The sequence below is a fragment of the Agrobacterium sp. 22-214-1 genome (genome assembly GCF_053522465.1).
Map to the genome: position 1 here is coordinate 23,592 of NZ_JBNWCK010000007.1, position 17,925 is coordinate 41,516.

A 17,925-nucleotide genomic window follows, 5' to 3' on the forward strand; every position below is an offset into this window, starting at 1 on the left:
GCGCTGAAGCGGAAATAAAGTTGACTACTACATTCATCAATTGAAAGAGCGGTGCATCGTCGCGATGACGATTTGGGACAGCCGGGGACAAGATACGATGCATGACGGTTCGATGATCATTGGGGTGCGCTCGCGGGCGCTGCTGGCGTTTCTTCTGGCCGGGGTCGCCCTGCCTGCTTATGCGCAGGAGAGTGCGGCACCGAAGAAAAATGCTGACGGGACGACCGTGCTCGAAACCATAACCGTCAATGCCGATGTCAAAAAAGGTGCGCGCGGTTATCAGCCGGTGACGACGGGCACGGCGACACGTACCGAAACACCGATCCTCGATATTCCGCAATCGGTCAATGTGGTGACGGCCGAGGTGCTGCGCGACCAGCAGGCGCGCTCGCTGGACGAAGCGCTGGCCAATGTCAGCGGCGTCACCCAGGCAAATACGCTGGGCGGTACGCAAGATGCCGTCATCCGCCGTGGTTTCGGCGATAATCGCGACGGCTCCATCCTCGTCAACGGGCTGAAGACGGCCTTGCCGCACTCCTTCAACGATACGGTCGAGCGGGTGGAAGTGCTGAAGGGGCCTGCCTCCACGCTTTACGGCATTCTCGATCCGGGCGGCATGGTGAATGTCGTGACGAAGAAGCCCGAGGATACATTCACGGCGGAGGCCTATTCGCGCTTTTCCGCTTATGGTGCGGGTAAGTACGGTACATCGGGCGGTTTCGATGTCACCGGCCCGATTGCGGGCACGGATTTTTCCTATCGCCTGATCGGCGAGGGGGAAAACAGCGATTACTGGCGTAATTTCGGTGAGAAGAAGAACTGGCTGATCGCGCCTTCGCTGAAATGGAGCGGCGAGGACACCGATATTACGGTTTCCTACATGCATGAGGATTACAGCGTGCCGTTCGATCGCGGCACGATCTTCGATCCGGCGACCGGCAGGGCGATCAATGTCAGCCGCCGCCTGCGCCTCGATGAAGCCTATAACATCACCGACGGTAAATCCGATCTGGCGAGCATCGCCATAGACCGCCAACTCTCCGATGACTGGAAGCTGTCGCTGAATTACGCCTATAGCCGCAACGAATATTCGGACAATCAGGCGCGCGTGATGGGCTATAATTCCCGCACGGGGCAGGTAACGCGACGGGCCGATGCGACGCAATATTCGACGATCTACAATCACGCGGTGCGGGCGGATCTGACGGGCGAGGCCGAAATCGGCGGGCTGCGCAACGACCTGCTGTTCGGTGCGTCCTATGACTACAGCGATACCCTGCGCACCGACATGCTGCGATGCGCGAATTCCACGAATTTCAACGTCAATAATCCCGTCTATGGCCGCTTGCCGGTCTGCACCACGGTGAGAGCGGTCGACAGCGACCAGACGGAAGAGCTTTCCACCGCCTCGATCTATATGCAGGACGCCCTGCATCTTAACGATCAATGGATCGCGGTCGGCGGTTTGCGTTACCAGTATTACGACATCTATGCCGGCAAGGGTCGTCCCTTCGTCGTCAATACCGAGAAGGATGGCGGCGAACTCATTCCCAATGCCGGTCTGGTTTACAAGCTCACTCCGAATGCCTCGCTTTATGCCAATGTGGCCAAAACCTTCCGCCCGCAATCATCCATCGGCGCCTATTATGGCGGGCTCGATCCGGAAGAGGGCATCTCCTACGAAGTGGGTGCGAAGTTCGATCTTTTCGCCGGCCTCAACGCCAATATCGCCCTGTTCAACGCCCGCAAGCGCAATGTCGCCTATTCGGAAGATGTCGGCGGCGTCTCGACGGTGAAGGCCGCCGGCCTCGTCCGTTCGCGCGGTGTGGAGGTCGATATTGCCGGCAGCCTGACCGACGATCTCGATCTCATCGCAAGCTATGCCTATACGGATGCGCTGGTGCTTGAGGATCCCACCTATGCCGGCAAGCGCCTGCCGAATGTGACGCGCCACACCGGCTCGCTCTTCTTTGCCTACGATGTCGGCGAGGTCGGTCCGAACGGCAATACGCTGCGCATCGGCGGCGGCGTCCGGGCGGTGGGTGAGCGCGCCGGCATCAACGACAATTCCTATAATCTGCCGGGCTATGCGGTCTTCGACGCCTTCGCCACTTACACGCTTCAGTTCGAAAAGCCGGTGACGCTGCAGCTCAATCTGAAGAACATCTTCGACAAGACCTATTACACCTCGTCCATCGGCTCCACCAGCTATGCCAATGCCGTGGGCGAGCCCTTCAATGTCAGCCTCACGGCCAGCGTGAAGTTCTGACAACGGCGTCGAGCGGAAAACAATCGCCAGTCATGAGAGCGGGGTGAACGCCCCGCTTTTTATTTCCACATGGCGCGCATCCGCGCACCCACATCGATGCGGATCTGCTGCGCGCTGCGTTCGGAAGCGGCAGCCGATACCAGTGGCCAAGTCATCGTTTCGAAGAATTGCAGCAATGTCGCCGGGATGAAGCGGGTTCTTGCGGCGTAAACATGCCTGTCGCCCTGCTGGTTCTGCCCGCCGGTGAAGAAGCGTTGCGGTGTGATAAGTGACAGGCTGTCCTTGGCGCGCGTCATGGCGACATAAAGCAGCCGGCGTTCTTCCTCCAGCTCCTGGGTGGTGCCGACCCCGAGATCGGAGGGAATGCAGCCATCGACCACATTCAGGATAAAGACGGAACGCCACTCCTGGCCTTTTGCCGAATGGATGGTGGAGAGGCTGAGGTAGTCCTCGTCAAGCAGCGGCACGCCGGCCTGATCGCTGGTGGCGTCCGGCGGATCGAGCGTCAGCTCGGTCAAAAAGCGCTCGCGTGAGGGGTAGCCGCCGGCGATCTGCTCGAGCTGCAGCAAATCGGCCTTGCGGGTGTCCGCATCCTCGTGGATGCGCTCGAGATGGGGTTCGTACCACAGTCGCGCCTGCCCGATCTGGCCCGGCCAGTCGTTCGGCGCCTGTCGCAGGCCCACCAGCATTTGCGTGAAGGCTGTCCAGTCGTCGCCCGTCTTCGGCGGAGGCGGAATTTCGGCAAGGGCAAGCAGCGGCTCGGGGTCTGTCGCAATCGCATCGAGAATATTGCCGGCCTTCTTCGGTCCGATGCCGGGCAGCATCTGCAGCAGCCGAAAGCCGGCGACGCGGTCGCGCGGGTTCTGCGCGAAGCGCAACACGGCCAGCATGTCCTTCACATGGGCGCTGTCCAGGAATTTCAGACCGCCAAACTTGACGAAGGGGATGTTGCGGCGGGTCAGTTCCACCTCGAGCGTGCCGCTATGGCTGGAGGTGCGGAACAGCACGGCCTGCTGTTTCAGCGTCATGCCGGTTTCGCGGTTGGCGAGGATCTGGTCGATGATGAAATTCGCCTGTTCGGTCTCGTCCTTCACCGTCACGAGTTTCGGGCGCTCCAGCGACTGCCGCTCGGTCCAGAGGTTCTTGGTGAACCGCTCGCGCGCCAGATCGATGACGCCGTTGGCGGCCGCAAGGATCGGCTGCGTCGAGCGATAGTTGCGGTCTAGCGTGATGATGTCGGCAGCAGGGCTGAAGGACGCCGGAAAATCGAGGATGTTTCGCACCGTCGCCGCCCGGAAGGAATAGATCGACTGCGCATCGTCACCCACCACGGTCAACCCGCGGCCACCGGGCTTCAGCGCCATCAGCACCGAGGCCTGAAGCCGGTTGGTATCCTGATATTCGTCGACCATCACATGGTCGAAGCGGTTGCCGATATCGTCCGCCAGAACGGGGTCGCTGACCATTTGGGCCCAGTAGAGCAGGAGATCGTCGTAATCGAGCACGTTCTGGACCTGCTTGGCCTCCACATAGGCTGCAAACAGTTCCTTGAGTTCGCTCTCCCAGTTGGCGACCCAGGGATAATGCTGGCGCAATATCTCCTTGAGCGGCGTCTGGGAATTCACCACACGCGAATAGATCGCAAGACACGTACCCTTCGTTGGAAAGCGGCTTTCGGTTTTGGAAAAACCCAGCTCGTGCCGGGCGAGGTTCATCAGGTCGGCGCTATCCTCGCGGTCGTGGATGGTGAAATCGATGTTGAGCCCGATCTGCTCGGCATAGATGCGCAACAGACGCGCGCCGATGCCGTGAAACGTGCCGGACCAGGCCAGCGCGTCTGTCATGATTGCCGAATTCGCCCCGATAACGTGTTTGCAGATACGCTCGACCCGCCGCGACATTTCCGTGGCGGCACGTCTGGAAAACGTCATCAGCAGTATGCGGCGGGGATCGGCGCCATTCACGATCAGATGCGCAACACGGTGGGCGAGCGTGTTGGTCTTGCCCGAACCGGCCCCGGCGATGATCAGCAGCGGCCCGGCCGTGTGCCCGTCTGCCAGCCCAACGCCATGTTCCACCGCCTTGCGTTGCTGTTCGTTGAGCTTTTCCAGATAGGCAACCGCCATGCCAGCAATCCTTAGATAACCTGCCTGTCCCCACGGGTGAGAACCTTGTTCAGAGATGGCAGTCGTCGGAATGTCCGGCCATTGTCTGCCCTGTCGTCGCAATGATTAGCAAAGACTCAAACAGCAATCCAGAACAAATGCTGAACGCATTGTTCCGGTGGTTCGAGCGCAGTCGGTGGTGAAATTTATCGGCCCAAAAGGTCGCCCGCGAAATCCCCGAAATCGCGCCACGGGAGAAGGCGGGCGGCCGTGGATGGGTCGCCCGGTGTGAGTGTTGTGGGGGTGATCGTTACAGGAAACTGCTTTCGAACAGCTCGCCTGAATAGGCCGAATGGGTAATGCCCGCTTCAAGATCGGCCTTGGTCAGCTCATCGACAAAATCGCCGTTCTGCATGACCAGCACGCGGTCGCACATGTGGGCAATCACCGCGAGGTCATGGCTGACGAGAACGAAGGTGAGGTCGCGTTCTTCGCGCTGGTCGGCAAGCAGGTTCAGGATTTCGGCCTGGATGGAGACGTCGAGCGCGGATGTCGGCTCGTCGAGCAGCAGGATCGGCGGTTCGAGGATCAGCGCGCGGGCGATTGCCACGCGCTGGCGCTGGCCGCCGGAAAGTTCATGCGGGAAGCGCTCGGCGAAATGTGCGGGCAAGCCCACCTGCTGCAGGGCGGCAGGCACTTTCGACCAGCCATCGCCAAGTCCCATGGCGCGGATCGGTTCGGCGAGCGCCCGGCCGATGCGGTGGCGCGGGTGCAGCGAACCGTAGGGGTCCTGAAACACCATCTGCGCCAGTTTCAGTTCGTCGCGACTGCGGGTCTTGCCGACCGGTTTGCCGTTAAAGCTGATGGAGCCGGTCCAGCCGGCCTCCAGCCCCGCCAGCGACCGCAGCAAGGTCGACTTGCCGCAGCCGCTCTCACCGACGATGCCGAGCGTTTCACCTTTGTTGACCGTGAGGCTGACGCCGCGCACGACGTGATTGCGGTTTTCCTTTGCGCCGTAGACGACGTCGAGCTTGTCTACCGTGATCATCGCATCACCTCCGCATCGATAGCCTGACGGTCCAGCACCTTGAGACGCCGCACCGGATTGCGGGGATCGGGCATCGCCGCGATCAAACCCCGCGTATAGGGATGTTGCGCATCCTCCAGCTTCGTCAGCGTTTCCACGACGCGCCCGCCATACATGACCAGCACGCGCTCACAGAAGGCCGCGACCATGCGGATGTCATGGCTGATGAGGATCAGGCCGGAATTATTCTCGCGGACCATCTCGTCCAGAAGCAAAAGCACATCCTTGCGGACGCTGACGTCGAGGGCCGAGGTCGGTTCGTCGGCAATGACCAGCTTCGGCTTGGCGAGCAGCATCATGGCGATCATCACACGCTGCCCCATGCCGCCCGATATCTGGTGCGGATAAAGCGCCATCACGCGGTCGGGATCGTTGATGCGCACGCGCAGCAACATGTCGCGCGCTGCACCTCTCGCCGCCTTTCCGGTCAGCGCCAGATGCAGTTCGGCGGCCTCCGCCACCTGCTTTCCAATCGGCAGGACCGGATTGAGCGAATAACGCGGGTCCTGCATGATAAGCGCCATCTCGCTGCCGCGGATCGCGCCCATCTGGCGCTCGGATTTTTCGAGCAGCGGTTCGGACAGGAAATCCATCCGCTCCGCCGTCACCGTGGCGCTTTTCGGCAGGAGCCGCATGGCGGCCCGGCCGGTGGTGGATTTTCCCGAGCCGGACTCACCGACGATGCCGACCCTTTCGCGCCCGACATCGAAATTGACGTTGGACACGGCCGGAATGGTGTTGCGGCCGAAACGGACATTGAGGTCGCGGACCGAAAGAATGGGGGAGCTATCAGGAACGGGCATGACGCGGATCCAGGAGGTCGCGCAGCGTATCGCCGGCGATGTTGAAGGCAAGGCTCGTCAGCAGGATGGCGATGCCGGGCATGACGGCGACCCACCAGTAGTCGAGCATGAACTTACGGCCGCTGGAGATCATCGCGCCCCATTCCGGTAGCGGCGGCTGGGCTCCCAGACCGAGAAAGCCGAGTGAAGCGGCCGTCAGGATGATGCCGGCCATGTTGAGCGTCAGGCGAACGATGACCGAGGGAATGCACATCGGCGCAATGTATAGAAACAGGATGCGCAGCGGCGAGGCGCCATAGAGACGGGCGGCGGCGACGTAGTCTGTATTGCGCACGACAAGCGCTTCCGCCCGGGCAAGACGCGCAATCGGCGGCCATGCCGTCAGCGAGATGGCGATGATCGCCGTACCGAGGCCGGCGCCCATGGCGGCCGCAAAGGCAAGCGCCAGCACAAGCGAGGGGAAGGACAGGACGATATCGGTTGCGCGCATCAGGATCGCGTCGGTTCGCCCGCCGAAGAAACCGGCCATCACGCCAATGGCAAGGCCGATAGGACCGACGATGACCGAGACCGAGAGTACCGTCTGGATGGTGATGCGGGTGCCGTAAACAAGCCGGCTGAAAATGTCGCGGCCGAATTCGTCGGTTCCGGCCAGATGTGTCCAGCTGGGTGGTTGAAGCGCGTTTTCCAGAGCCTGACGCGCAGGATCGTAGGGCGCGATGAGCGGAGCAAAGATTGCGACCAGAACCAGAATGGCCAGAATGGCGAAGCCGAACATTCCAAGTGGTTCATCCGCGAGCTTTCGAAGTGTCCGCGCGGTGGTGGTCGAGATACGCGACAGGGCGCTGGGACGATCAACGGTATTGTTGTGCGCGATATCGGTCATCGTACGGCCTCCCGTGTACGGGGATCGAGCGTGGTGTAGGCCAGATCGGCGAGGAAGTTGAGTAACATGAAAATGAAGCCGATGACGATCGTGGCGGCCAGAATCGCATTCATGTCGCCGATGAGCAGCGCGTTCGTCATGTATTGGCCGATGCCGGGCCAGGAGAAGACGATCTCCGTGACCACGGCGCCTTCCAGCAGGTTGCCATAGGAGATCGCCAGAACGGTGATGAGCTGCACGGCGATGTTGGGCAGCACATGGCGGGTTATGGTGCGCGCGGGGCTGACACCCTTGGCCCGTGCCGCGATGACATAATCCTGGCTGAGCTGTTCGAGGGTGAAGGCCCTCGTCATGCGGGTAATATAGGCCATGGCCATATAGGCGAGGATTATAGCCGGCAGGATAATGTGTCCAAGCGCATTCCAGAAGATTTCCGTCTCGCCCGCAAGGAGGGTGTCTACGAGCATCAATCCCGTTTTCGGCTCCACGAGGCCTTCGTAGAAGACGTCGACCCGACCGGGGCCGGCGACAAGGTTGAGGTTCGCGTAGAAAATCACCAGCCCGACGATGCCGAACCAGAAGACCGGTATCGAATGTCCCACCAGCGCAAAAACGCGCGCGAACTTGTCGATGAAGGTGTCGCGGAAGAGGGCGGCGGCTAGACCGAGTGGGACGCCGACGACTGTCGAGATGATGATCGCCAGCGTGGCGAGTTCGAAAGTGGCGGGGAAAGCCTGCGCCAGATCGCGGGTAACGGGGTTGCCGGTCAGGATCGCAATGCCGAAATCGCCATGCAGCAGGCCGCGCAGATAGATGAAGAATTGCTGGTAAAGCGGCAGGTCGAGCCCCAACCGAGCTCGCATGGCCTCATAGGCCTTGGGATCGGCAAGTTCGCCGACGATTGCCCCGACAGGATCACTCGGCATGACCCGGCCGATGATGAAGGTGATGCAGAGCAGGATGAAGAGGCTGACGATCAGTTGCAGAAAACGATGTCCAAGCCCGCGCAGTGAGATTTCCGTCATTGCTGGCCGCACTTCCCTGTGAGAACGCCGTCAGCGGCCGGGGCATTGCGCACTGCTCGCCGCAGACGCGCAATTCTCCTTTGCAAAAACTCTTGATGGTACTTCATCCCAACTCCTCCATGAGCTAACATGAAAACATATGATGTGCGGCAATGTCATAATATGAGTAGCGAAGGGATTCGTATTCTGCAAGAGGGAAGAGTGGCATGATGGGCGACAAAGCGAGGCCGCGGGAGAGGCGGGCACAACAGATCATCGATAATCTCAGCGCAGAAATTCGCAGTGGAAAACTGAAAAACGGCGATCAACTTCCCACCGAACCGGAGCTTGAACGCAGCTACGGCGTGAGCCGCACCGTGGTTCGCGAGGCGATCGCGGATTTGCGTTCCGCCGGCTATGTCGTTCCCATCCAGGGCAAGGGGGTTTTCGTCAGCAATGCCAGTGAATGGGCGGGCGTTAAACTGACGCAATCCGAAGTCGGAACCATTGCGGAAACGCTGGAAATGCTGGAGTTCCGACTTGCGACGGAAGGGGAGGCGGCGGCAATCGCCGCCTATCGCCGCACAGCCCAGCAGGAGGCCGCAATCTCTGCGGCGCACCGGAAAATGGCCCGCGCCATCGATGCGCGTGAAACCACCGTCGATGCCGACTACGAGTTTCATACGGCTATCGCCATTGCCACGAATAACCGCTTTTATCTGGAGGCTCTGCGTCAGTTCGGCTCGCGCTCCATACCGCGCGGGCAGTTCCCGACGCTGCCGGAAACCGGCGATGCGAATTATCTTCGCAAAGTGCAGGCCGAGCACGAGGCAATCCTGCGCGCCATCGTCGAACAGGATCCGGAAGCGGCGCGAAAAGCCATGCGCGAACATATGCTTGCGAGCCAGCGCCGATACAGGTTGCTATCAGAAGCGCAATAGCATCTCGACACTCATCTTATTTCATGCGATGTCATATGATGACTTGCATGGAGAGAGGAGAGAATCGATGTATGTCGGCACCCAGGTTGCTGCGCGCGATGACGAGGATTTTAAGGTTTGGGCGCAGCTCGGCGTCAAAAATATCAACGCGGATCCGCCCGGAAAGCCCGCGAGCTGGACTTTCGAGGACTTTGAGCGCCACCGTGACAAGGTCGAAAGCTTTGGCCTCGTTCTCGATATGGTGCAATTGCCGCTGCCGTCGCGGCCCATCGAACAGGCGTCGTATCCCGATATCCTGCTTGCCGGCCCTGATCGCGACCGGCAGATCGATGCCGTCTGCACGATGATAGAGAATATCGCCAGGGCCGGAATCCCTGCCGCGAAATACAATCTCAACCTCATCGGCATTCCGCGCACCGAAATGGAGCGCGGCCGCGGCGGCTCGCTCAATGAAGCCTGGCGCTGGGACAAGGCGGACCATGATGCAGCGCCGGGTCTCGCGGGCGTTCTTTCCGAAGACGAGAACTGGGAACGCATCGATTACTTCCTCGAGCGTGTGGTGCCGGTGGCCGAAAGCAACCGCGTGCGCCTGGCATGCCATCCGCATGACCCCTATACCCCGCCGGGTTACAGGGGCGTCACCCGTGTTCTCGGCACGGTCGAAGGGCTGAAGAAATTCGTGCAGATGCGCGAGAGCCCCTATCATGGCCTGAATTTCTGCCAGGGGTCGATCGGCGAGATGCTCGACAATCCGCGCGAGGAAATCGACGACATTATCAGGTGGTTCGGCAGTCGCGACAAGATCTTCAACGTCCATTTCCGCAATATCAGCGGCGGCAAACTCTCCTTCATGGAGACATTCCCCGATGAGGGCGACATGGACATGGTGCGTTCGCTGAAACTCTATCACGAACTCGGCTATCGCTACATGATCATGCCAGACCATGTGCCGACGATTGCCGGGCGCGATGCCGTCGGTGTCGCTTTCGCCTTCTGCTACGGCTACATCGCCGCCTTGATAGAAGCGCTTGATAATAAACATCTTTGACCGTTCTGGCCCGCGACGCCCCGCTGCGTCGCGGGCTTTTTCACAAACATGAATTACCGATCTGTAGGAGGAGCAGGTATGAGAAAATCATTGATCCGTCTCGCATTCACCACGGCCCTTGGCGCCATGCTGGTGCAGGCAGCGCCGGCCGTGGCCAAAACACCGAATGACCAGCTTGTCATCGGAACCTCGCTGGCTCAGGTGCTGTCGCTTGATCCGCATCAGGCCACCGAAGGAAAAGCCAACGAAATCATGTCCAACCTCTATGACCGTCTGATTTCGGTCGATGGTTCGGGCAAGGTTTCACCGCAGCTTGCCGAGCGCTGGGAGATAGATGACAAGGGCATCACCTTCCATCTTCGCGAGGCTAATTTCGCCTCGGGCAATCCGGTAACCTCGGCAGATGTCGTCTATTCGCTCAGCCGGCTGTTGAAGATGAACCAGGCGGCCGCAGCCAACCTCAAGCGCGTTGGTTATAATGCTGATAATGTCGACAAGCTGGTGAGCGCGCCGGATGAAAAAACGGTACGCATCGATCTTTCCGGCGAAACGACGTCCGAGCTGCTTCTTTACCGTCTGGCCATGGTCATCGCCAGCGTCGTCGACAGCAAGGAGCTCAAGACGCATGAAAGCAATGGCGACTGGGGCAATGGCTGGCTGAGAACCAATTCCGCCGGTTCCGGTCCCTTTACGCTCAATCGCTGGTCGCCGAATGAGATCATCATCCTCGAGGCCAACAAGAATTATGTGGCCGGCAGCCCGAAAATGCGCCGCGTCATCGTGCGGCATGTGCCGGAAAGCCAGGTGGAGCGCCTGATGCTGGAGCGCGGCGATATCGACATCGCCAGTGCGCTGACGGCTGCCGACCTTGCAATCTTCAACAACAAGGAAGGCTTCCAGATCCAGCGCGTGCCGACGGGCGGCTTCTACGTCCTGTCCATGAATGCCGGTAAGGAGCCCTTGTCCAACCCCAAGGTCCGCGAAGCGATTGCCTATGGCATCGACTACAAGGGCATGGAAAAGACCATCATGGGTCCTTATGGCCGGGCACGTACGGTGCCGGTGCCGGAAAACTTCGAATACGCCATTCCGAGCCCGGACTGGAAGCTCGATGTGGAGAAGGCGAAGGCCCTCCTCAAGGAGGCCGGTTATGAGAACGGCTTCACGCTTAATCTGAAGACGATCGCGCAGACGCCGCGCATCGATCTCGCCACCGCGATCCAGGCCTCACTCAGCCAGATCGGCATCAAGGTCAACATCCAGCAGGGTAACGGTTCGGACGTGATCGCCGCCCACCGCGCGCGGGATTTCGATCTGCTCATTCCGCAGACGGGCGCCTATATGCCGAATGTGCTGGGCTCGATGGAGCAGTTTTCCAGCAACCCCGACAATTCGCTGGCCGCCAACAATGCCGGCAATTTTGTCTGGCGCTCGGCCTGGGACATTCCGGAACTGACGGCGCTCACGGCAAAGGCTTCGCTGGAGCCGGACGCCAAGAAGCGCGGGGAAATCTACACCCAGATGCAGGAAATGTTCGTCGCCCAGAAGCCGGCCGTGCTGCCGATGTTCGAGAGGTTTGAGCCGATCGTGCTGAATGCGCGCGTGAAGGATTATGTGGGGCATCCCAGTCAGACGACCCGGCTGGAAAAGGTCACGAAGGACTAAGGGCAAACCACAGCCTCCGAAAACCTGACGGGCGGTTTTACCGCCCGTTTTTTATTCGCGGCCAGGCGGGAAGCCCGGCCGATGCGGTGGATTATCGTCGTTATCCCGGAATTTCGGGGGTTTTCTCAAGGACTTCATCGGGTTAGATCGTCCGATGACTATTCCTTCCGTCGGGCGAGAGTCGTGAACTCCGCTCACCCACCTCCCGAAGAATGCGTTGACGACCATGAACCTTGCACAGATAAAACTTCCGTCGCGGCCGCTGAGCCTCAAACGTGGCGTCATTTCGGTGCCGGCAGCCTATTATTTTTCCATTCCGGTGCTTCTGGTAATCACGGTCGTCATGCTCGTCGCCGAAGGTCCGGGCATATTGCGCGACTATCAGATCAGCAAAGATCCGCTGGAGATTGAAAACGGCGATATCAGCGGTAGCTGCAAGACGCGCAAGGCGATCTTCACGACCTGTGAGGCCGATCTTTCCTATGACCATGCGGGCGTGAGCTACAAGAAGGATGTCGAGGTCATGTTCGTCGATTTCCATTCCGGCGATTATGAAACCGGACTGGTCATCTCCGCGAAGAACCCGGAACTCGCTACGATTTCGCTGGGCCTCGACATGCTTTGGAACCGCATCATCACGCTTGGCGTGTTCGTTGCCCTGCTCGGCTTCGGCAGTTTGGCGATGCTGTTCACGCTTATCCGGGTCCTGCGGGTTCGCCTGCAGCTGCGCAAACCCGCACCGTTGACCGTCATTCCGGTGGCGCTGACGGCGGTTGCCGAAAAACGCAGTCGTCTCTTCGTCACCTATGCCGATACGGTCAGAGAAGATAAGACCAAGCGGCAGTCCTTCACCCATCTGGAGAGGGGGCGAATCCCGGTCGTCGTTGGTCATAACGGAAAACACGATGTTGCGTTGGCGGTCTGGCACGGCAAGACCGCGCTGCCGGTTCTGCTCGATGATCGGCTGGAGCGGATCGAGCTATCGGAGCAGGAAAGGGCGGAGGCCCTCGCATCGCTTGCCCCGATGCTTGCGAACCAGACGCCGGAGGGCGCCTCGGCTCCGGGTGCGACGATTGGCAAAGGGCCGGGCCTCCTGCGCAGACTGGGGACTTTCGTTGCCATCGTGGCCGTCATCGTCGTCGCGGTTATCGGTTACTGGCTGTGGTACGTCACCAGCGCCCCGTCGCAGTTCAACTCGCCCGGCATGGACCTCAACAACATGATGCCCGCAGCAATTAACGAGTGGGGATGCGCCCGTCTGCAGGAGCGTTTCTCCGATGGCCCTGCGCCTTTCGGATGTACCGCAGCCGATTATCGAAGCTGGAAATAAACGGCCTTTCCTATAGTCCGGGTCGAGCCGCGCGCGAAAAAAAAGCTTACGGGCTGCCGCGTGCGGCCCGTTCCTTTCTGTACGTTGCAGAACAGATCGTTACATTTATCATTAGTTGCATTAGAGATTTATAAATAAACCACTCCCATAGTGCCACCGTGAGCGGTTCTTCAGAGGCTGGGAGAGTGCGTCATGTTCACGGTTCTGGAATGCGTTGTCGTACAACACGACCGGGCGGTCGTGCTTCTTGCGGCTGTTATCTGCCTGCTTGGCATGTTTGCTTTTTTTCATCTTTTATTGCGTGCGGAGGAAAGTCCGGCTGGCCGCAAGCCCTATTGGGTGCTGGTCGCGGCCTTTGCTGCGGGACTGAGCGTCTGGGCCACGCATTTCGTCGCCATGCTCGCCTATAAGGGCGCGGTCCCGATCGGTTATGATTTCGCTTTCACGGCTCTTTCGGCGGTTCTTGCGGTTTTCGGTTTCTGGCTGGCGCTCACCAGCCGCTCGCAGGCCGCTTACAGCCCGGCGATCGTCGGCACGCTGGTCACGCTCTCGGTTGCCGTCATGCATTTCGTCGGCATGGCGGGAATGGATGTCGCCGCCACGATCAGCTATCGGTGGGGGCCGGTGCTGGGTGGTTTTGCGGTTGCCTGGGCGTCTTTTCTCCTCGCCTTTTTCCTTTTTCGCCGCCTCGGCTCCTGGCAGCGCGTCGCCGCGCCGGCCGGATCGGCGATCTTCGCGATCTGCGCGCTGCATTTCACGACCATGTCGGCCACGGTGCTTTCGCCGGATCCGTCCGTATCCGGGCCCGATCCCGACAATGTCGCCCGGCTGATCATGATCTGCGCCATTTCCGGCGTCACGTTCCTGATCCTGTCCACCACTGCCGCCGCCGCTCTTGTGGATCGTTACCTTGTCGATCTCAAGGGTCTTGTGGATGCGACGCTCGATGGTCTCGCCGTCGTCCGCGATGGGCGGATCGTGGAGCTTAACACCCGCTTTGCCGGGCTTCTGGGCCGGGAGGAAACGTCGCTGGTCGGACAAAACCCCGACGATCTCTTCAAGGCCATCGACGGGCAACCCGCCTATCTGCCGCGCCATGCACCGGTGGAGGCGGTGCGCGAGCGCGCCGGGCAGGCGCAGATATTCGAGCTCGGCGTGCGCACGATCGAATATCGCGGCCGCCCCTGCGAGGTGATGGCCATTCGCGACCTGACGGAAAAGCGCGAAGCGCAGCGGGAAATCGAATACCTCGCCCGCCACGACGTCCTGACGGGCCTTTCCAACCGCACCATGTTCCAGACCCGTCTTCACCAGCAGATCGAGCATTGCGATGAGGAGGACGAATTCGCGCTGCTGGCGCTCGACCTCGACCGGTTCAAGGCGGTCAACGACATATTCGGCCATGCCGAGGGGGATCGCGTCCTGAAGAAGGTCGCCGCCATTCTGGATGAATGCGCAAGGGCAGGCGATGTGGTCGCCCGTCTCGGCGGCGATGAATTCGTCATCCTGACTGCCCGGCACACCAGGGCGGAAGAGGCGCGCCTGCTGGCCGAGACGATCCTTGGCATGTTCGCGCTGAAGATGAATGTTGCCAATGATCCGACCTCCGTTGGCGTCAGCATCGGCATCGCCGTCTTCCCGCGGGACGGGAAGGACCATGAAAGCATCATGCACGCCGCCGATCTGGCGCTCTACCGCGCCAAGATGGGCGGGCGCGGCATATTGGCCTTCTACGATCCGGTGATGGATCAGGAGGCGCGCGAGCGCCGCCAGTTAGAGACGGATCTGCGGCTTGCCATCAATCGCAACGAGCTGCTGTTGAATTATCAGCCGGTCCTTTCGGTCGAATGTGGCCAGGTCGTGGGTTACGAGGCGCTGGTGCGCTGGCAGCACCCGACACGGGGCGTGGTGCCGCCGGATGTCTTCATTCCGATTGCCGAAGAGAGCGGCATCATCATCTCGCTCGGCGAATGGGTGCTGCGCGAGGCCTGCCGTCAGGCGGCCGGCTGGGCGCCGCATCTGAAGGTCGCGGTGAACGTTTCGCCATTGCAGTTTTCGCTGGCCAATCTCGGCCATGTCGTCTGCACCGTGCTGATGCAGACCGGGCTTTCGCCCAACCGGCTGGAACTGGAAATCACCGAAGCCGCGCTTTTGAAGGACCGCAAGGCGACGCTGATCATCCTCAACCAGTTGAAGGCGCTCGGCGTCGCCATCGTCATGGACGATTTCGGCACGGGTTATTCCTCGCTCAGCAACCTGCAAAGCTTCCCCTTCGACAAGATCAAGATCGACCGCAGCTTCATCGCCGCCATGAGCGACGATGACAATGCCCGCGCCATCGTGCGTGCGGTGATCGGCCTCGGCCGCAGCCTCGATCTGCCGGTGACGGCGGAGGGAATTGAAACGGATGCGCAATATCGCATGGTGGTCGACGAGGGCTGCGCGCAGGCGCAGGGTTATCTCTTCGGCAAACCGGATGTCGCGCCCGCTCAGGTCGTCAGCGCCACCACACGGAAGAAACATTCCGTTTGATAAAAGAGGCGACGGCGCAGGACGTCGTCGCCCCGCCTTTCCCACATCCGATGGAACGAGAGCGACGGCAGATCGTTAGGGTTGCGTATGGCGCGTCCATGCCGCGGTTGCCTCGGCGACACCGGCGATCAGCATGACGGGATAGTTCGATTGCCTGTCCTGAACGCGCCTCGGATGTACCTCTATCGATGGGAGAGACCGCGATGACAGACCGCCTCGAGCCTCAGGATCCACGCAGCCAATATCCGCGCCCGCCCTTTTCGACCCCGACTCAGGAGATGCCGGGTCTGGTGACGAATATGACGCCTTTCCCCGATCACGGCGAAAAAAGCTATAAGGGCACCGGCAAGCTTGCCGGTCGCAAGGCGCTGATTACCGGCGGCGATTCAGGTATCGGCCGCGCGGTCGCCATCGCCTTTGCGAGGGAAGGTGCTGATGTGGCGATCTCCTATCTGCCGGAAGAGGAATCCGACGCCGAGGAGGTCGTGGCGCTGATTGAGGCGGAGGGCCGCGTGGCGGTCGCGCTGCCCGGCGATATTACCAACGAGGCCTGGTGCCGCGAACTGGTCGAGAAAGCGGCCGGCGATCTCAACGGGCTGGACATTCTGGTCGTCAACGCGGCAAGGCAGCAATATCGAGAAAGCGTCGACGAGTTATCGACAGTCGATTTCGATCTTACCATGAAGACCAATCTCTACGCACTGCACTGGATAGCGCAGGCGGCGGTTCCCCACCTCAAGCCGGGCTCGTCGGTAATCACCACAGCGTCGATACAGGCTTATGAGCCCTCCGCCATCCTGCTGGACTACGCCACCACGAAAGCCGGCATCGTTGCCTATACGAAAGCGCTCGCAAAGCAGCTTATCGAAAAGGGTGTGCGCGCCAATTCCGTCGCCCCCGGCCCGTTCTGGACGGTGCTTCAGCCGAGCGGCGGCCAGCCGGACGAGAAGGTGAGGAATTTCGGCAAGGACAGCGATTTCGGCCGCCCGGGACAGCCGGTGGAACTGGCGCCCGTTTACGTGCTGCTGGCGTCACAGGATGCGAGCTTCATCAATGGCGAGGTTTATGGCGTCACCGGCGGCAGGGGCATTGCCTGAGGCGATGTCCGCCGATGCCGGATGGGCCTTTGAGGATTTCGAGATGAAACGGCAGGCAGAACGTTCAGACAGTAGCTTGAAGAGCTTCGATGTCCGCGACCGGCTGATACTGGCGCTTTATGCGCAGCTGAAAGCGGAGCGGCAAACCCGCGAGGCGATGGAGTGGGTTATCCGCAATGGCGGGCTGTCGCCGGAGGTGCTGGAAGCCATGGCGTCCGACCCGGTGCCGGTTCTGGCGGAGGCGGATGTGCCGGCCATCGAGCGCATTCTGGCCAAGGGCCGACGCGGAGACATGTCCTCCCGCAGCGATGACGAGGGACGACGGACATGAACCGGAGAGCGAGCTGGAGAGGCCATCTGGCCTTTGCCGATTTCAACTGCGAAGTCGGCCTTTATTCCGCACTGACCTCGGCGGAGAAAATCTCTTTCAATATCGTCAACTGCAAGACCGGCCACCGCGTCGAGCGGCAATATGTCGACAGCGACACCGGCGACGCGGTGCTCCGCGAAGATCAGGTCAAGGGATACGAACTCGACAATGGCGACCACATCGTCATCGAGGGAGACGAGATTGCGAAGCTGATGCCGGAAAGCGACAAGGTCATCCGCATCAGGCACTTCCTGCCCTGTGACGAGATCGACAAGCTTTATTTCGACAAGTCCTATTATCTCGCGCCGAGCGGGGAGGACGGCGAAGAGGCGCTGACGCTTCTTGCCAGGGCAATGGAAGATGAGAATGTCGTCGCGCTCGGCGAGGCGGTGCTTTTCCGCCGCAATCGCGTTCTCCTTGTCCGCCCGAGCGGCAAGGCTCTCGTCGCGACGACGTTGAATTTCAGTTATGAGGTGCGCTCTCAAACCACCGTCTTCAAGTCGATCCCTGATATCGAGTTCGACGAGGAAATGCTGGAACTTGCCGGCCACATCATCGAAAAGCGCGCCGGCGCCTTCGATCCGGCGGACTATAGCGACCGTTATAACGATGCGCTGGCGGAGCTGGTGAAAGCCAAGATCGAGGGGCGGGAAATCGCGAAACAGCCGCCGCACCGGGAGGACAATATCATCGATCTCAAGGAGGCCCTGCGCCGCAGCGCCGGGGCGGGAGCCGGGAAAAAGGCGACAGCGGCAGGCCGCAAGGCTTCCCGGAAAGCGAGCTGATCC

At 60.5% G+C, this 17,925-nt stretch carries 14 protein-coding genes; 9 read left to right on the top strand and 5 right to left on the bottom strand.

The window, feature by feature from the left end:
- The first annotated feature begins 97 nt into the window (after positions 1 to 97).
- Positions 98 to 2,269 (top strand): TonB-dependent siderophore receptor, encoded by a 2,172-nt coding sequence (locus tag ACQZ5G_RS20955; RefSeq protein WP_448738786.1) that lies wholly within the window; start codon positions 98 to 100, stop codon positions 2,267 to 2,269.
- Positions 2,270 to 2,328: 59 nt separating this feature from the next.
- On the opposite strand, the gene ACQZ5G_RS20960 is transcribed toward ACQZ5G_RS20955, so the two are convergent.
- From ACQZ5G_RS20960 to ACQZ5G_RS20980, 5 genes are all read right to left on the bottom strand, one after another.
- Positions 2,329 to 4,395 (bottom strand): ATP-dependent helicase, encoded by a 2,067-nt coding sequence (locus ACQZ5G_RS20960; RefSeq protein ID WP_448738787.1) that lies wholly within the window; start codon positions 4,393 to 4,395, stop codon positions 2,329 to 2,331.
- Between the two features lie 289 nt (positions 4,396 to 4,684).
- The gene (locus tag ACQZ5G_RS20965) at positions 4,685 to 5,422 is read right to left on the bottom strand and encodes an ABC transporter ATP-binding protein (RefSeq protein WP_448738788.1); all 738 of its coding nucleotides are present in this window, start codon (positions 5,420 to 5,422) and stop codon (positions 4,685 to 4,687) included.
- Positions 5,419 to 6,264, bottom strand: a complete 846-nt coding sequence (locus tag ACQZ5G_RS20970) for an ABC transporter ATP-binding protein (RefSeq protein ID WP_003505590.1) — start codon at positions 6,262 to 6,264, stop codon at positions 5,419 to 5,421. The genes ACQZ5G_RS20965 and ACQZ5G_RS20970 overlap by 4 nt, the downstream gene beginning before the upstream one ends.
- Positions 6,251 to 7,150: an ABC transporter permease gene (locus ACQZ5G_RS20975; protein ID WP_020809292.1), complete on the bottom strand. Its 900-nt coding sequence runs from the start codon at positions 7,148 to 7,150 to the stop codon at positions 6,251 to 6,253. The genes ACQZ5G_RS20970 and ACQZ5G_RS20975 overlap by 14 nt, the downstream gene beginning before the upstream one ends.
- Entirely contained in the window at positions 7,147 to 8,175 is a 1,029-nt protein-coding gene (locus ACQZ5G_RS20980; protein ID WP_448738789.1) for an ABC transporter permease, read from the bottom strand. The genes ACQZ5G_RS20975 and ACQZ5G_RS20980 overlap by 4 nt, the downstream gene beginning before the upstream one ends.
- Before the next feature lie 206 nt (positions 8,176 to 8,381).
- Here ACQZ5G_RS20980 and ACQZ5G_RS20985 point away from each other — a divergent pair, with 206 nt between their 5' ends.
- From ACQZ5G_RS20985 to ku, 8 genes are all read left to right on the top strand, one after another.
- A complete protein-coding gene (locus ACQZ5G_RS20985; protein WP_003521787.1) occupies positions 8,382 to 9,095 on the top strand; it encodes a FadR/GntR family transcriptional regulator in 714 nt (237 codons plus the stop codon).
- A gap of 67 nt (positions 9,096 to 9,162) precedes the next feature.
- On the top strand, positions 9,163 to 10,143 hold the full coding sequence (locus ACQZ5G_RS20990) for a mannonate dehydratase (protein WP_003521785.1): 981 nt from the start codon (positions 9,163 to 9,165) through the stop codon (positions 10,141 to 10,143).
- Positions 10,144 to 10,269: 126 nt separating this feature from the next.
- Complete coding sequence (locus tag ACQZ5G_RS20995; RefSeq protein ID WP_448738890.1) at positions 10,270 to 11,808, top strand: ABC transporter substrate-binding protein; 1,539 nt, start codon at positions 10,270 to 10,272, stop codon at positions 11,806 to 11,808.
- Between the two features lie 226 nt (positions 11,809 to 12,034).
- Complete coding sequence (locus tag ACQZ5G_RS21000) at positions 12,035 to 13,138, top strand: hypothetical protein (protein ID WP_448738891.1); 1,104 nt, start codon at positions 12,035 to 12,037, stop codon at positions 13,136 to 13,138.
- A 192-nt stretch (positions 13,139 to 13,330) separates the two neighbouring features.
- Positions 13,331 to 15,670, top strand: a complete 2,340-nt coding sequence (locus tag ACQZ5G_RS21005; RefSeq protein ID WP_448738790.1) for a bifunctional diguanylate cyclase/phosphodiesterase — start codon at positions 13,331 to 13,333, stop codon at positions 15,668 to 15,670.
- 203 nt (positions 15,671 to 15,873) lie between these two features.
- Positions 15,874 to 16,767 carry an SDR family oxidoreductase gene (locus tag ACQZ5G_RS21010; protein WP_127757167.1) on the top strand — a complete coding sequence of 298 codons (894 nt, stop codon included), beginning with the start codon at positions 15,874 to 15,876 and terminating at the stop codon, positions 16,765 to 16,767.
- A gap of 43 nt (positions 16,768 to 16,810) precedes the next feature.
- Positions 16,811 to 17,098: a hypothetical protein gene (locus tag ACQZ5G_RS21015; RefSeq protein ID WP_003521779.1), complete on the top strand. Its 288-nt coding sequence runs from the start codon at positions 16,811 to 16,813 to the stop codon at positions 17,096 to 17,098.
- Entirely contained in the window at positions 17,095 to 17,922 is an 828-nt protein-coding gene (gene ku / locus ACQZ5G_RS21020; RefSeq protein WP_448738791.1) for a non-homologous end joining protein Ku, read from the top strand. Before ACQZ5G_RS21015 ends, ku begins: the two co-directional genes overlap by 4 nt.
- Positions 17,923 to 17,925: the final 3 nt, after the last annotated feature.

What these genes read in the sequence shown, in the direction of transcription:
- ACQZ5G_RS20970 (WP_003505590.1), bottom strand. Translation starts at nt 6,264, where the DNA reads ATGCCCGTTCCTGATAGCTCCCCCATTCTTTCGGTCCGCGACCTCAAT.
- ACQZ5G_RS21015 (WP_003521779.1), top strand. Translation starts at nt 16,811, where the DNA reads ATGAAACGGCAGGCAGAACGTTCAGACAGTAGCTTGAAGAGCTTCGAT.
- ACQZ5G_RS20960 (WP_448738787.1), bottom strand. Translation starts at nt 4,395, where the DNA reads ATGGCGGTTGCCTATCTGGAAAAGCTCAACGAACAGCAACGCAAGGCG.
- ACQZ5G_RS21005 (WP_448738790.1), top strand. Translation starts at nt 13,331, where the DNA reads ATGTTCACGGTTCTGGAATGCGTTGTCGTACAACACGACCGGGCGGTC.
- ACQZ5G_RS20995 (WP_448738890.1), top strand. Translation starts at nt 10,270, where the DNA reads ATGCTGGTGCAGGCAGCGCCGGCCGTGGCCAAAACACCGAATGACCAG.
- ACQZ5G_RS21000 (WP_448738891.1), top strand. Translation starts at nt 12,035, where the DNA reads ATGAACCTTGCACAGATAAAACTTCCGTCGCGGCCGCTGAGCCTCAAA.
- ACQZ5G_RS20965 (WP_448738788.1), bottom strand. Translation starts at nt 5,422, where the DNA reads ATGATCACGGTAGACAAGCTCGACGTCGTCTACGGCGCAAAGGAAAAC.
- ACQZ5G_RS20955 (WP_448738786.1), top strand. Translation starts at nt 98, where the DNA reads ATGCATGACGGTTCGATGATCATTGGGGTGCGCTCGCGGGCGCTGCTG.
- ACQZ5G_RS20975 (WP_020809292.1), bottom strand. Translation starts at nt 7,150, where the DNA reads ATGACCGATATCGCGCACAACAATACCGTTGATCGTCCCAGCGCCCTG.
- ACQZ5G_RS21010 (WP_127757167.1), top strand. Translation starts at nt 15,874, where the DNA reads ATGACAGACCGCCTCGAGCCTCAGGATCCACGCAGCCAATATCCGCGC.
- ACQZ5G_RS20985 (WP_003521787.1), top strand. Translation starts at nt 8,382, where the DNA reads ATGATGGGCGACAAAGCGAGGCCGCGGGAGAGGCGGGCACAACAGATC.
- ACQZ5G_RS20980 (WP_448738789.1), bottom strand. Translation starts at nt 8,175, where the DNA reads ATGACGGAAATCTCACTGCGCGGGCTTGGACATCGTTTTCTGCAACTG.
- ku (WP_448738791.1), top strand. Translation starts at nt 17,095, where the DNA reads ATGAACCGGAGAGCGAGCTGGAGAGGCCATCTGGCCTTTGCCGATTTC.
- ACQZ5G_RS20990 (WP_003521785.1), top strand. Translation starts at nt 9,163, where the DNA reads ATGTATGTCGGCACCCAGGTTGCTGCGCGCGATGACGAGGATTTTAAG.